Consider the following 13,296-nt stretch of genomic DNA (forward strand, 5'->3'; position numbering starts at 1 on the left):
AGAAGGGGCTGTGCTGTAGGCAGCGTAATCTGCCAGCAGCACAGCCCCTTGGACTTCGATCTGTGTCATGCGGACGCTCGGACGCCGGCGCAGACCACACCCGGCCAGCGAGGAGTCAAGCCCGCGTCAGCGAGCCGCTTGCCGTGCTGGAGCACGAGCACCTGAGTCGTGGCCGCAGGCAGGGCGAGCGAAGGCGCGTTGCTGGCGCCGGTTCAAAGCTCCGCAGGAGGCCGGCGCGAGCGCAGCGGAGCGAACACGCCGACGAGGAGAGCCTGCACCAGAGAGCCGCCTTGTTGTGCTGGAACACGAGCGCCCGAGCCGTGGACTCGGGCAGGGCGGGCGCAGGCGCGTTGCTGGCGCCGGTTCAAAGCTCCGCAGGAGGCCGGCGCGAGCGCAGCGGAGCGAACACGCCCGGCCGACGAGGAGCATTACCGCCAGTGCGCGCCAGCGGCGCCGAGCCGTCCTGCCCGAGGCACAAGCAGTCGTGCTCTACTCGCCCGCGACCAGCTCGTTCTCGAGCCGCCCCAGCCCGTCGATCTCAACGGTTACCCGGTCGCCGGGCTTCAGCCAGACCTTCTCCGGCAGGCCCATGATGACCCCCTCCGGCGTGCCGGTGGCGATGATGTCGCCGGGCTCCAGCGTCAGGTACTGGCTGGCGTAGGCGACGAGCTCGGCCACCGGAAAGATCATGCTGCGGGTGTTCGAACTCTGCCGCAGTTCGCCGTTGAGCCAGAGCCGGATGCCGAGGTTCTGCGGGTCGGGCACCTCGTCCCGGGTCACCAGGTAGGGCCCGATGGGCAGGAACCCGTCCAGCGTCTTGCCCAGCAGCCACTGGCTGGTGCGCATCTGCAGGTCGCGGGCGCTCAGGTCGTTGCCGTTGCAGTAGCCCAGCACGTAGTCGAGGGCTTCGCCGGCCGCCACGCGCCGCGCGCGGCGGCCGATCACCACCACGAGCTCGGCCTCGTAGTCGTACTGCTCAGCGGCGGCCGGCAGGCGGACCGGCTCGCCCGGCCCGGCGATGGCGTTGCCAAACTTGGAGAAGAGCACCGGATGCGCAGGCGCCGCCATGTTGATCTCCGCCGAGTGCGCCCGGTAGTTGAGGCCGACGCAGATGATCTTCCCCGGCCGGGGCACGGGCGGCCCCAAAACGAGCGTCGACTCGACCAGGAACAGGTCCGCGTGCTCCCGTGCGCGGTCCGCCAACCGTGCGAGCGGCTCCAGGGCGTCGAGCCCGGCGGCGAGGAACTGGTCCACGCCGTGCGGCACCTCCTCGCACCCGAGGCGTTGGCAAGCGGCGCCCACGTCCAGGATGCCCCGGGCGGTCCTGACACCCAGCGCCAGCCCGCCCGACGTCCGGTAGGTGACGAGGATCACGGTCGATCACTCCCCGTCAAAGGGGTTCTGGGTTACCAACTGCCGGCGGGGATTCGCCAGACGCCGGCGTGTTCGCTAACCCAGAGGTTGCCCGCCCGGTCGATCGCTACGGACTGGATGTTGGGCGCCCCGGGGGGGTGGCCGATGGATGCCCAGCTCTGGCCGCCGTCGTGGGTCACGAGCACCTGGATGCCCTGGTCCGTCTCCAGCAGGGCAACCCGGTGCTGCGGGTCGCCCGGGTGGAAGACGATCTCCCGCACCCGGTCTCCCTCCTGGAAGAAGGGCAGCGGCTCCCAGGTCTGCCCGCCGTCCCGGGTCACAAACCGGCCGGCGATGAGCTCGTCGGGCGCAGAGGCACCCCAGCTCAGGCGGAATGGCGGACCGGCCTCCGCGGGCGGCTGCGCGGCCAGCGGCTGCCACGTGGCGCCGTCGTCGGTCGAGGTCAGGCAGAACCTGCCGTCGGACCAGTCGCAGGCGTAGAGCGTGCCGGGGACGGCCGGGTTGGCGACGATGCTGGTGATGTGCCAGGGGGGAGCGCCCTCCGCCGACACCAGGGTCCGGAGGTCATCCGAGTAGTAGAGGTGGCTGCCGCCCAGGCCGTCGGTGTTGCCCATGACCCGGCCGGAGGGAAGGAACATGAGATTCCCCATCAGGGTCCGCAGGGTGGCCTCGCGTGCGATGTGGTGCCAGGTGGCCCCGTCGTCCCGCGTCACCCAGATGCCGTCCATCCGCTGGTACCCGTAGTGGCCGGACTCGGTCGGGTGGTGGAAGAACCCGGACCACCACCCCTCCACCGCGATGCCGGGAACCGGCGCCCAGGTGGCGCCGCCGTCGGCGGTGCGGTAGATGCCCTGGCTGCCCTCGGCTGACAGGAGGGCGTAGACGAACCCTTCCCGCTCCGGATCCAGCCAGATGCGGCCGGCCGACTCAAACGCGCCGGTCAGGTTACCGCCCCAGTCGATGGCCTTCGGGGCGAGCCGCGGCAGCGCCTTCGCCGCCTGCGGGATGCGCTGCGGGATGATCACCCCGCCGGCGGTGGTGGCGAGGAAGAGCCGCCCGTCGACCACGAGGGCGTCCCGCACCTGCGCGTCCGGCCAGTAGCCGGTGACCTTGAACCACTGGCCGCCGCCCGTGGGCGAGTAGAGCACGCCCCGGTCGCCGGTGAGCAGGAAGACCTCGCGCCCCACGCCGGGCACGAGCCGCATGTCAGGCCACTTCTCCGGGTTGACGGGCCAGGGGTCGGCGGCCTTCTGCCAGGTCTGCCCGCCGTCCTGGCTCACCATGACCGCCCCCTGCAGCAGGGCCCAGGCCCACGACGGATCGTCGGGGCTGGAGACCACCTGGTAGGCGCCGGGATAGGTCGCACCAGCCGGGTTCTGATCGGCCGCGACCAGCTCGGCCAGCCACTCGCCGTCGCCCTTCACGTCCAGCGGCTCCCAGGTGGCGCCCCGGTCGCTGCTTTGCCAGGCCGACGGGGAGGAGTCGCCGACGATCAGGTAGAGCCGCCCCTCCTCGTCCTGGCCGAGGCCGGTGAAGAGGGTGCCGGCCGGCCCGAAGGGCTCCACCTGGCTGTAGGGCGGCGGGGTGATCTCCACCTCCCGGGTGGCCGAGACCCACTCCACCCGCAGGCCCATGGCCCGGAACAGCTCCAGCGGGGCGTACATCTTCCCGTCCTTGACGTAGGGCGCAACGGGCAGGGCGAAGATCTGGTCGCCCACGGTAACCTGCTTCTCGCCGGGACGGAAGACGACGGGTTCGGTCAGGTATCCGCCCCAGACGGTCTTGGAGCCGTCCTCCGGCGACCAGTTGACCCAGAATCCCAGCGCCTCCAGCACCCTGCGCGAGTGCAGCACGGCGTAGTCGCCCACCATCTCCCCGAGCTCCCCGCCCGGGTAGTAGTTGCCGGCGATCCACACGGCGCTGATGGGCGGCGCCGACGCCCGGACCGGGGCGGTGCTGCCCATGAGCAGGGCGAGGGCCAGAAACAGCAGCCAGACGCGCGCGATCCGCATCGGTAATTCCCCCTTACCACCAGTTGGACGGGGGCATTCCATGCGAAGTTTCGTGGTACGAGCTATTGCGCTACCCGCGGGGTGACTCGCCGAAGCAGAAGTGGTGCGGCGGGTTCTCGTAGAGTACCGTCCGGATCTGCGCCACGTCGACACCCAGGATCTCGGCCGCCGTCCTGGCCAGCCCCACCATCAGGGCGCGCTTCAGCTCCAGTGAACGGCCGGCCATGAGTTCGACGCGGATCATGGGCAGGGCCCCGGCGACCTCGCCGTCGCCCCGGTAGATGTCCTCCGGGGAGAAGGCGCGGGTGAAGACGCGCACGTTTTCCGGCGGTGCGCCGATCGTGTCGACAACGGTCTGGGCAACGCGCTGCTGCAGCCGGCGGCGGACCTCCGGCTCCACACCTGCAAGGTGGTCCACGGTGACGAACGGCATCGGGAACTCGCTCCTTTCTCGCTGCGGACTCAGACCGGAGGATACCCTCCTGCAGTCGGAAGGTTACAGGGGAGGCCTCCGCCCCGTGCGGAGTCCTCCCCCATGAGATTCGACTGGCGTCAGGCGGCCACCTCCTCGTCGCCCCTGCGGATCAGCGCATACAGCAGGCCCCCGAGGCCGTAGACCACGGCGACGACGCTGCAGGCGAAGCGGATGAAGGGCAGCTCCGTCAGTGCGGTGGTGACGAGGGCTCCGGCCAGGAAGATCAGGGCCCAATGCTGGCCGCCCAGCCACCGCCAGCGGTCGGCCACCAGCCTGCCCACCGTCCACGAGAGCAGCACCTGCCCGGCGTAGATCGCCACCGGGTAGAGCAGGAGCGCGAGCAGCCCCAGCGGTGCACCGACGACCGTCGTCATCAGCAGGACCGCGACGGCGGGGACCGCCACGAGGGCGGCCAAGCCCAACAGCGGCGACTGCCAGGGGTGCCGCACGACGGCCCGGGGGAAGCGGGTGCGCATACCCGGCAGCAGGGCCAGCAGGATGAGGCCCACCACCAGGAAACCGGCGAACCGGACCGCCTGCCGGACCCCGGGGACCGCGGTGGCGGCCCTGCTGCTGCGGCTCTCCCGGGGGACGAACTTCACGGCGCCCGCCTGGGCCCCGGACTCGATGACGGCCTCCTGCTCGCTGTGGTACGTGACGGCCCCCTCGATGGCGGCGTTCCGGCCCAGGGTCAGGCGGCCGGCCCAGGCCTCCACGTCGCCGGACACCGTATTGCTGAGCCGCAGGTCCTGGGCGAAGGCCAGCACGCCGCGGCCGACGCTGCCCTTCGCGCGGAGCCCGTTGCCGAAGCCGATCCAGCTGCCACCCACCGCCGCGTCCCGGTCGATTTCGGTGTCCTGGCCGAAGCTCACGAGGCTGCCCTCCACCTGCCCTTTCACCTGCAGGCCCTGGGCCACGGCGTAGACGGATCCGCCCACCCGGCCGTTCACGTAGACCGCCTGGCCCATGGCCACCAGGTTGCCCTCGATGGTGCCGGCGACGTTGACGACCTGGGCAAAGGCGATGACGTCCCCCTTCACCGTGCCCTCGATGGAGACGACGACGCCGGTGAGGATCAGGTCGTCGTCCACGGTCTCGCCGGCGGCGACGGTGATCCGGTCGCCGTCCCGCCGGTCGAGCGCGAGGGCGGCGGGGACCAGGCCGAGAACGAGCAGAACGCCCACAAGCAGAACAGTGGCAACTCTACGCATACCGCTTTTCCTCCCCTTTCGTGAGCACGTACCCGAGTCCGATTGCGGCGCCGGCGACGAACAGGGGCCAGAGGGCGGCCAGCAGCCCGCCCTCTCCCAGCCAGAGCACCAGGCGCAGCGCCGCCGGACCGGCCGTGCGGACGAGGGCGATGAAGCTCCCGATGCCCGGCTCCGGCAGAAGATCCAGGAGATGGGTCCACAGGCTTCCGCCCAGGTAGCCGGCCAGGCTGAGGAGCGCGGCGACCAGCACCAGCACGGGGGTGGACCGGGGGGAGCAGGCGATCTGCGCCATCACGGGCTCCACCAGGTCCACGGACTCGACCCACGCCGCCTCGGCGGGATCGAGGCCCAGCGCGCCGGCCAGCGCTGCGTCCTCCGCCGCCAGCTCCGCCAGCGCCTGCGCGCACTCGCCGCAGCCGGCCAGATGGGCCTCCACGTCCCGCCGCTCAGCGGGGTCGAGGGCTCCGCTCAGGTACAGGTGAAGCCGCTCCGTCTCAGGGTGCATGGTGCACCGTCACCTCCCGCTCGCTCAGGATCCGCCTGAGCATCTGCTTCGCACGGTGCAGATGGGTGGCGATGGTGCCGGTGGGCAGGCCCGACCGCTCGGCCATCTGCTGGTAGCTGAGCCCCTCGAAGTAGTACTGGATGACTGCGGTCCGGTACGGCGGGGGCAGCGCCGTCACCGCCCTGCGCACCGCCTCCCGGTCCTCGGCCAGCTCCACCAGCGCGGGGGCGTCCGGTCCGGGAGCCGCCGCCCGCTCCAGCGCCGACTCATCGCCGGACTCCGGCTGGCGGCCTCGGCGACGAAGGAGTGCGATGCACTCGTTGGCGGCGATCTTCATGAGCCAGGGGCGGAAGGGCTGGGCGGGGTCGTACGTCTCCAGCCGGCGGTAGGCCTGGAGGAAGGCCTGCTGGGCGGCGTCGGCAGCGTCCTCGCGGCTTCCGGTCATGCGGAGGCAGAGGGCCAGGACGGCAGCCTGGTGCTCCCGGACCAGGTGCCCAAAGGCCTCCCGGTCGCCGCCGCGACACCGGCGGACGGCCTCTCGCTCCTCCAATCGCCTCGCCTCCCTTCCGCGCTACGCCTCCCCGCTGCGCATTCGGGCCCGGAAGACCGCCACGGCTGCGGCGAATGCGACGGCCCCGTAGCCCAGCACCCACCAGAGGTGCGGCAGGGCGGAGGTCACGTCGCCGGCCAGCGCAGCCCGGGTCAGGTCCACCGCGTGGGCGAACGGCAGTGCGTAGCTGATCGTCTTCAGCGTACCGCCCAGCATGTCCAAAGGGAACCAGGTTCCGCCCAGCAGCGTGGCCGCGTTCACCAGGATGGAGCTGAAGGGGGCCACCTGCTTCTCGCTGAACAGCGCCCCCATGAGGAGCCCCACCCCGGTGAACATGGCGCCCACCGGAACCAGGACGGCCAGCGCCACCAGCACGCCGGCGTTCACCGGCAGCCCGAGGAGAAACGCCACGGCGAAGCAGACGGCGCTCTGCGCGACGGCCAGCGGCAGGATGGGCGCCGCGTAGCCGAGGATGTAGTCGGCCGCGGTGAGGGGCGAGGCGAAGAGCCGCATGAGGAGGGAACTGCTCCGGTCCCGGGCGATGAGCATGCCGGCGAACAGCGCGATGAACGAGAGGCTGAAGACGGCCATGCCCGGCGCGAACAGCTCGATCCGGAAAGCCTCGTTGGGCACGCTCTTCTGCAGGGTCGAGATCAGGAGCAGCAGCGCCAGCGGGAAGCCCACCCCGAACAGCAGCGTCAGCGGGTCCCGCACCAGTTCCTTGTTGTTCCGAGCGGCGAAGGCCATGGCCCGCATCAGCTCACCCCCTCTCCCGTAAGTGCCAGGAACGCCTCTTCCAGGCTCTCCGTCCCGGTCTGCGCCTTCAGCTCGGCCACCGTGCCCAGGGCCTGCAGCCGCCCGCCGTGCATGATGCCGATCCGGTCGGCCAGCGCCTCGGCCTCCTCGAGGTAGTGCGTGGTGAGGATGATGGTGATCCTGCCCTTCAGCGCCCGCACGACGCTCCAGAGGTCCCGCCGGGCCCGCACGTCGAGCCCCAGCGTGGGCTCGTCCAGGAAGAGGATGTCCGGGTTGGAGATCAGCGCCATGGCGATGCTGAGCCGGCGCTGCATGCCGCCGGAGAGCGTTCTGGCCCTGTCGCCCGCCCGCTCCGCCAGCCCGAAGGCCTGCAGCATCTCCTCCGCCCGGGCGCGGGCAGCCCGGGAGTCGGCGCCATAAACCTGCGCCATCAGGACGAGGTTCTCGCGCACGGTGAGGTTGGGCGCAACGGCGGTCTCCTGAGGCGACACGTTCAGCTTCTGCTTGACGGCCGCGGGGATGGCGACGATGCTGTCGCCCAGCAGCACGGCGTCCCCGCTGGTCGGGCGCAGCAGACAGCAGAGCATCTTGATGGTCGTCGTCTTGCCCGCGCCGTTCTGCCCCAGCAGGGCGAAGAGCTCGCCCTTGCAGATGGTCAGGTTGAGGCCGTCGACCGCCGTCCGGTTGCCGAATCGCCTGGTGAGGTGGTGAACTGCGATTGCGGTCATGTATCCTCCTCCTCTGTGGGCACTTTCATCGGGTAGTACGCGCGCGGGCAGCCGTTTCTTTCACCCCTCGCCCATTTTGGGAAGAAAATCAGGAACGCCCCCTGCGACCGAAGTCGCAAGGGGCGCTTCGCGCTGGAGTGCGAACCGCTGAGACCCGGCCCCAGGCAGGGCGTGCGCCAGTTCGGGGCGCCAGCGGCGCCGAGCCGCCCTGCCCTCGAGTCGTCACCTGCCGCCCATCAGCTCCACCAGCTCAGCGGAACGGGCGGGGCGGTCGCCGATGACCACCGCGTCCTCCACCCACTCGCAGTGCAGCGGAGAGATCTCGGGCCAGCAGCGGTAGGCGCGCTCGATGGTCAGGGTGCTTCCATCCGGGTACGAGAGGACGATCATGGGCTTCCCTCTCGGAGGGGTGACCGGCAGCGGCCCCAGGTCGGCGTCGTCCAGCCACTCCACCTGGTCCAGCAGCGCCGTGATCTCCGCGATGGCGGCGCGGCCCTCCGGCGTGTCGCCGGAGAGCGTCAGGTCCTCCGCATCCGGGCTGTACTTGCTGTAGACGATGCGCACAGACTGCACCGCCGGCGTCTCCTGCTGGTCTCGGGTACGGGCACGGGCCCGGGCCAGCTCGACCTGCTCCGAAACGTAAGCCTTGTACCGCTCATTGTCGAGCCGCGCCTGCTGCAGGTACTCCTCCGGCGGCGGCTCCCCCACCAACAGCTCATACGCCAGCCGGCGCGTCTCGACCAGGTCCGCGGTGAAGTAGAAGACGCCGTTGAGCCACAGCTCCTCGGCCTTCAGCGTCTCCGCCTCGATGGGGCTGTTCAGCGCGTCCCGCCCCGCCGCGGCCAGGCGCACCATCTCGCCCACGGTCAGGTCCGTGCTCACCGCGCTGTACATCGCCGCGATCAGCTCCGGCGCCCGGGCGAGGATGGCGGGGCTGGCGGCCTTCTTGATGACCGCCCGGATGACCTCCTGCTGCCGCCGCATCCGCCCCAGGTCGCCCTCCTCGTCCGCCCGGAAGCGGGCGTACTCCAGCGCGGTGCGGCCATCCATGAGCTGCGGGCCGGGCTGGATGTCGATGACGAAGCCCTCGGGGCCGAAGCGGGTGTCGTCGGGGTCCACGAAGTAGAGCCGCTTCGGCGGGTTCAGCTCGATGCCGCCCAGGGCGTCGATGGTCTTCATGAATCCCTCGAGCGAGAAGGCGATCCAGTGGTCCAGGGAGAGGTCCAGCAGCCGCTCCACGGTCGCCACCGCCAGGTCGGGACCGCCGAAGCTGTGCGCGTGGTTGATCTTGTCGTAGCCGTAACCCGGGATCTCCACCATCAGGTCCCGGGGAATGGAGAGCATGGCGACGCGCCGCTGACGGGGGTCGTAGGAGGCCACGATGACCGTGTCGGACCTGCCGTACTCCCCCTCCCAGGCCTCCACGCCGAGCACCAGGAAGGTCTGGCGGTCGCCCGGCACCTCATCGGGTTCAGCGGGTGGGGTCGGGGCTTCCCGGCTGCCCGGCATGGCCTGCTGCACCTGTGCCGTGATGCCGGAGGCCGGAGGCGGTGCCGCGCGGTCGGACCTGTCCAGCGGGCGTGAGCCCCAGACGGCGGCCAGCGCCGCCGCCAGCGCCACGGCGAGTCCGCAGGCCGCGATGAGCCAGGGGCGCCACCTTCTCCAGGCCCACTTCACCCGGAACCACCGTCCTTTCCCGTCAGTCGGGCCGACCGTGCAGGTGCAGGCACATCTCGCACATCCGGGAGACGTGGCCCATCAGGTCGTCCTCGTACTCGCGGACGTACGCGAAACCCAGCGCCTCGTAGGCCCGCCGCCCGATCTGGTTCTCCGCCTCCACCTGCACGAAGAGCCGGGCGACATCCCCTCCCTCCTGCAGGGACTCCACGCAGGCCTTTAGCAGCTGCCGCCCGATGCCTTTCCGCTGGTGCTCCGGCAGCACGTAGAACCGCCAGAGTTCCGCATCGCCGGCCTGTTCCCGCCGCCCCGCCTGCGCGAAGCCGACCACCCGGCCATCCTCGCTCTCCGCGACGAAGAAAGCACCGGCGGGGTTGGCCGCGGCCCGGGCCAGCCGGTCCTCGGCGTACCAGAGCGGCAGGACCGCACGCTGGATCTCATCAGGAATGATGCCGCGATAGGTCTCAGCCCATGTAATGCGAGCCACCCCGTTGATGGCCGCCGCATCCTCGGGCACCGCACGGCGCACGCGGAAACGCATACTGCCTCTCCTCCTTTTTGTGTAAGACGGTTCAGCAGATTCTGGGGTTGCGGTGACGGCAGGCCGCCTGCCATCGCCGTTTCGCTGTCAGAGATATCGAGTCGGGGGTCCTTCCCCGCCTTCCTGTATTGCCTATAATCTGAGTTGTCCCACAAACCCGAGAAGGGAGAGGATCGAATGCGCAGGACCGCGCTCCGGTTGGTAGCTGTCTGCACGCTCCTGTTCGCCCTGTCCCGGATGGCCCCTGTCTCCGTCGCGGACGCCAAGATGTCCGCCACGCCCGAGGCCCCGCACGTGCCCGGCACCGTGCTGGTGAAGTTCCGGGCGGACGCGACCTCCGTCAAGCAGGAGGAGTTCCTGAAGGCGTACGGCCTCGAGGTCGCGGGGAAGGTGTACGGCGACGACGTCTACATCCTGAAGACGAAGGAGCAGAAGATCGCCGCCCTGGCCGAGACGCTCAGCAAGCACCCGGCCGTCGAGTACGCGGAGCCCGACTACATCGCCACCATCGACTGGACCCCCAACGACCAGTACTGGTCGCAGCAGTGGGGCCCCCAGAAGGTGTCCGCGCCCCAGGCCTGGGACGTCACCCGGGGCTCCTCCTCAATCATGATCGCGGTGGTGGACACCGGCGTGGACCTGGACCACCCGGACCTCCGCAACAAGGTGCGCACCGACATCGACTATGACTTCGTCAACAACGACAGCACCGCCCAGGACGACAACGGGCACGGCACCCACGTGGCCGGCATCGCCGCTGCCTCCACCAACAACACCACCGGCGTCGCCGGCATGTGCCCCAACTGCAGCATCCTGCCGGTGAAGGTCCTCAACGCCGCCGGCAGCGGCAGCTACAGCGCCATCGCCAGCGGCATCCGGTACGCCGCCGACAAGGGGGCCAAGGTGATCAACCTCTCGCTGGGCGGCTCCGCCGGCTCCTCCACCCTGGAGTCCGCCGTCAACTACGCCAACTCGAAGGGCTCGCTGCTGATCTGCGCCGCCGGCAACTCCAACACGTCCGCGCCCTCCTACCCGGCCTACTACAGCCCGTGCGTCGCGGTGGCGGCCACCGACCAGAGCGACCGGAAGGCCTCCTTCTCCAACTACGGCTCCTGGGTCGACACCTCCGCCCCGGGCGTCTCCATCTACGCCACCTACTACAACGACCGGTACGCCTCGCTGAGCGGCACCTCCATGGCCGCGCCGCACGCGGCCGGTCTGGCCGGCCTCCTCTTCTCGCAGGGGCGCAGCCAGAGCGCCGTCCGGACCCGCCTCACGTCGTCGTCCTACACCGATCCGGTGGGCTCCTCCAACATCCCGCGCCGCATCAACGCCTACAAGGCGGTCTCCAACTAGGCAAAAAGCCGGGCCGATCCCTGCAGGGATCGGCCCTCTCTCTACTTTACGCGGTTCTCATCAAATACGTTGTCCGTGTCGGCTGGCGGCAGCGCCTGGATGTCGGGGTTGTTCCCCTTCAGCTCGTTCCGCCGGATGGCGTTCTCTACCGCCAGCGGCTCGAGCCGGATACCCGCGGCGCCGTTCTCCTTGACCTCATTCTCATCGACCACGTTTCCGGTCGCCTCGGCGACCATTTCCATCCCGTGCTGGCCGTTCTCCTCCACCGCATTGCGGAGGAACCGGAAGGCCCCCACTGCCGCCAGGAACAGGCCCGGTCCGTAGTTGCACCGGACCTCGTTCTCCAGCACCACGGAGAAGGCGCCGAAGATCAGTTCGCCGCCGGCCCGCTGGTTTCGCACCATGGCGTTGGCGTACAGCAGGTCCCCTTCCCCGAGGAACCCCGCGCCGTTCCCGGTGAGGCTGTTGCCGGTGAGGACGACGGCGTTGGTGTTCACCCCGGCGAGGCCGGCGCTGTTTCCCCGTGAACGGTTTCCCATCGCCACATGCCTGAACCCGATGAGGTTCACCCCTTCGCCCCCGTTGTCGAAGAACTCGCCGTTCAGGACGTAGGCGTTCTGACCCGACGCGACGAGGCCTTCCCTGCCGTTGCCGCCGGCGGCGACGCCCAGGAAGAGGTTGCGGAGGGCCCGGTTGCCGGCAGAGATGCCCACCGACGTGCAGTTGCTGACGGTCACGTCGCGGATGACGTTGTCGCTGGTAGAGATCATGATCCCCTCGGCAAACCCCGTCACCGTGAAGCCGGCGATGGTGACGCCGCCGGAGCCCTCGATCAGGAAGCCGACCCCGCTGCCCGGCCCCTGCAGGATCGTGCTCCCCGGCCCAGCCCCGACGATCGCCAGCCGGTCCTTGCCGGCCTCGATGCGCACCGCCTCCGCATACACGCCCCCCGCCACGCGGATCGTGTCGCCTGGCGCGGCCCTCGCAACGGCCTCCCCGACGGTCCGAAAATCCGCCGGCACGCGGAGTACCGCCACGTCCGCTCCCCTCCCTTCGCGCGCCCCGGACTCAGTCGTCGCACGCGCAGAGCCCGTCAGGGACGCTGGTCTTGCATCGGTTCTCGTCGATGACGTTGTTCGTGTCCCCCGGCGGCCTGGTGGCGATGTCGGGGTTGTTGCGCTTCAACTGGTTGCGCCGCACGGCATTGCCGGTCGCGGTGCTGCCGGCGTCAATACCTGCACCGGCATTGTCCTTGACCACGTTGTCGTCCACGACGGAGCGCTCCGTGCCCACCACAATGCCGATCGTGCCGTTGTTCTCCACCTGGTTCTCCACCGCACGGAGGCCCTCGCTGATACTCAGGCGGTACCCCTGCCCCTGACTGCAGCTCACCTCGTTGCCCAACAGCAGTGCGTTGGTGACGGTGAGGATCGTGACGCTGTTCTCGCTGCTGCGGCTCAGGGCGTTGCGATAGACCAGGCCGCCGGTGGCGCCGGTCATCCCGAGCGCGCGCTGGTTGCCCACGAACCGGTTGCCGATCAGGACGCTGTTGTCGCCGAAGGTTGAAAGGCCGGTGTTGTTGCCCGTTGCAACGTTGCCGATGGCGACATTGTTCGGCCCGAGGAAGTCGATGCCGTCGTCGGTGTTGTTGTGAAACTCGCTGTTGATCACGTAGTTGCTTGAGCTCCTGATAACAATACCGTCCACGCGGTTGCTGTTGGACGCGATCTCGAAGAACAGGTTGCGGGTCCCGCCCTGGGGCACGTCGATGCCGGACGCCGCGCTGCCGGTCACCGTCACGTTCCGGATCACGTTGTCGCTGGTCTCGACCCGGATGCCCACCTCGAACCCGGTGACGGTGAAGCCCGCGATGGTCACCGACGAAGACCCGCTGATCGTGAAGCCAACCCCGGTGCCGTCCCCCTCGAGGATGGTGTCGCCCGCCCCGGAGCCGATGATGGCCAGGCGGGCCTTCTCCTCGCCGATCGTCACGGACTCCCTGTAGATGCCCCCCGCCACGCGGATCGTGTCGCCGGGGGCCGATTGGTTCACGGCCTCCTGAATGCTCCGAAAGTCGGCAGGCACGCGGCGCACGGTCACGCCCACATCCC

13 protein-coding genes are annotated in these 13,296 nt (G+C 69.9%); 1 reads left to right on the forward strand and 12 read right to left on the reverse strand.

Features of this window, described 5'->3' with window-relative positions; translation table 11 throughout:
• Window positions 1-489 precede the first annotated feature (489 nt).
• The 10 genes from J2Z79_RS03940 to J2Z79_RS03985 all read right to left on the reverse strand — a co-directional run bounded on the left by J2Z79_RS03940 (window position 490) and on the right by J2Z79_RS03985 (window position 9,829).
• The gene (locus tag J2Z79_RS03940; protein ID WP_209465556.1) at window positions 490-1,374 is read right to left on the reverse strand and encodes a fumarylacetoacetate hydrolase family protein; all 885 of its coding nucleotides are present in this window, start codon (window positions 1,372-1,374) and stop codon (window positions 490-492) included.
• Between the two features lie 32 nt (window positions 1,375-1,406).
• Window positions 1,407-3,386 carry a copper amine oxidase N-terminal domain-containing protein gene (locus J2Z79_RS03945; protein WP_209465557.1) on the reverse strand — a complete coding sequence of 660 codons (1,980 nt, stop codon included), beginning with the start codon at window positions 3,384-3,386 and terminating at the stop codon, window positions 1,407-1,409.
• A 70-nt stretch (window positions 3,387-3,456) separates the two neighbouring features.
• The gene (locus tag J2Z79_RS03950) at window positions 3,457-3,819 is read right to left on the reverse strand and encodes a tautomerase family protein (RefSeq protein ID WP_209465558.1); all 363 of its coding nucleotides are present in this window, start codon (window positions 3,817-3,819) and stop codon (window positions 3,457-3,459) included.
• A 119-nt stretch (window positions 3,820-3,938) separates the two neighbouring features.
• Window positions 3,939-5,072, reverse strand: coding sequence for a DUF8173 domain-containing protein (locus J2Z79_RS03955; protein WP_209465559.1), 1,134 nt, complete (start codon window positions 5,070-5,072; stop codon window positions 3,939-3,941).
• Window positions 5,065-5,577 (reverse strand): zf-HC2 domain-containing protein, encoded by a 513-nt coding sequence (locus tag J2Z79_RS18795; protein WP_209465560.1) that lies wholly within the window; start codon window positions 5,575-5,577, stop codon window positions 5,065-5,067. Before J2Z79_RS18795 ends, J2Z79_RS03955 begins: the two co-directional genes overlap by 8 nt.
• Window positions 5,567-6,127, reverse strand: a complete 561-nt coding sequence (locus J2Z79_RS03965) for an RNA polymerase sigma factor (protein WP_209465561.1) — start codon at window positions 6,125-6,127, stop codon at window positions 5,567-5,569. The genes J2Z79_RS18795 and J2Z79_RS03965 overlap by 11 nt, the downstream gene beginning before the upstream one ends.
• 21 nt (window positions 6,128-6,148) lie before the next feature.
• Window positions 6,149-6,883: an ABC transporter permease gene (locus tag J2Z79_RS03970; RefSeq protein WP_209465562.1), complete on the reverse strand. Its 735-nt coding sequence runs from the start codon at window positions 6,881-6,883 to the stop codon at window positions 6,149-6,151.
• A complete protein-coding gene (locus tag J2Z79_RS03975) occupies window positions 6,883-7,611 on the reverse strand; it encodes an ABC transporter ATP-binding protein (RefSeq protein ID WP_209465563.1) in 729 nt (242 codons plus the stop codon). The genes J2Z79_RS03970 and J2Z79_RS03975 overlap by 1 nt, the downstream gene beginning before the upstream one ends.
• Before the next feature lie 222 nt (window positions 7,612-7,833).
• Window positions 7,834-9,288: an LCP family protein gene (locus J2Z79_RS03980; RefSeq protein WP_209465564.1), complete on the reverse strand. Its 1,455-nt coding sequence runs from the start codon at window positions 9,286-9,288 to the stop codon at window positions 7,834-7,836.
• Window positions 9,289-9,310: 22 nt separating this feature from the next.
• Window positions 9,311-9,829 carry a GNAT family N-acetyltransferase gene (locus J2Z79_RS03985; protein ID WP_209465565.1) on the reverse strand — a complete coding sequence of 173 codons (519 nt, stop codon included), beginning with the start codon at window positions 9,827-9,829 and terminating at the stop codon, window positions 9,311-9,313.
• A 177-nt stretch (window positions 9,830-10,006) separates the two neighbouring features.
• Here J2Z79_RS03985 and J2Z79_RS03990 point away from each other — a divergent pair, with 177 nt between their 5' ends.
• A complete protein-coding gene (locus J2Z79_RS03990) occupies window positions 10,007-11,185 on the forward strand; it encodes a S8 family peptidase (protein WP_209465566.1) in 1,179 nt (392 codons plus the stop codon).
• A 41-nt stretch (window positions 11,186-11,226) separates the two neighbouring features.
• Here the strand turns inward: J2Z79_RS03990 and J2Z79_RS03995 are convergent, their stop codons facing one another.
• Together J2Z79_RS03995 and J2Z79_RS04000 are read right to left on the reverse strand one after the other, a co-directional pair.
• Window positions 11,227-12,222: a right-handed parallel beta-helix repeat-containing protein gene (locus tag J2Z79_RS03995; protein ID WP_209465567.1), complete on the reverse strand. Its 996-nt coding sequence runs from the start codon at window positions 12,220-12,222 to the stop codon at window positions 11,227-11,229.
• Between the two features lie 31 nt (window positions 12,223-12,253).
• Window positions 12,254-13,237 carry a right-handed parallel beta-helix repeat-containing protein gene (locus tag J2Z79_RS04000; protein ID WP_209465568.1) on the reverse strand — a complete coding sequence of 328 codons (984 nt, stop codon included), beginning with the start codon at window positions 13,235-13,237 and terminating at the stop codon, window positions 12,254-12,256.
• Window positions 13,238-13,296: the final 59 nt, after the last annotated feature.

The organism is Symbiobacterium terraclitae (genome assembly GCF_017874315.1).
GTDB classification, from domain to species: Bacteria; Bacillota; Sulfobacillia; order Symbiobacteriales; family Symbiobacteriaceae; genus Symbiobacterium; species Symbiobacterium terraclitae.

Excerpts from the sequence above, each read along its gene's own strand:
- J2Z79_RS03945 (WP_209465557.1), bottom strand. The coding sequence starts at position 3,386 with ATGCGGATCGCGCGCGTCTGGCTGCTGTTTCTGGCCCTCGCCCTGCTC.
- J2Z79_RS03950 (WP_209465558.1), bottom strand. The coding sequence starts at position 3,819 with ATGCCGTTCGTCACCGTGGACCACCTTGCAGGTGTGGAGCCGGAGGTC.
- J2Z79_RS03955 (WP_209465559.1), bottom strand. The coding sequence starts at position 5,072 with ATGCGTAGAGTTGCCACTGTTCTGCTTGTGGGCGTTCTGCTCGTTCTC.
- J2Z79_RS18795 (WP_209465560.1), bottom strand. The coding sequence starts at position 5,577 with ATGCACCCTGAGACGGAGCGGCTTCACCTGTACCTGAGCGGAGCCCTC.
- J2Z79_RS03970 (WP_209465562.1), bottom strand. The coding sequence starts at position 6,883 with ATGCGGGCCATGGCCTTCGCCGCTCGGAACAACAAGGAACTGGTGCGG.
- J2Z79_RS03975 (WP_209465563.1), bottom strand. The coding sequence starts at position 7,611 with ATGACCGCAATCGCAGTTCACCACCTCACCAGGCGATTCGGCAACCGG.
- J2Z79_RS03985 (WP_209465565.1), bottom strand. The coding sequence starts at position 9,829 with ATGCGTTTCCGCGTGCGCCGTGCGGTGCCCGAGGATGCGGCGGCCATC.
- J2Z79_RS03990 (WP_209465566.1), top strand. The coding sequence starts at position 10,007 with ATGCGCAGGACCGCGCTCCGGTTGGTAGCTGTCTGCACGCTCCTGTTC.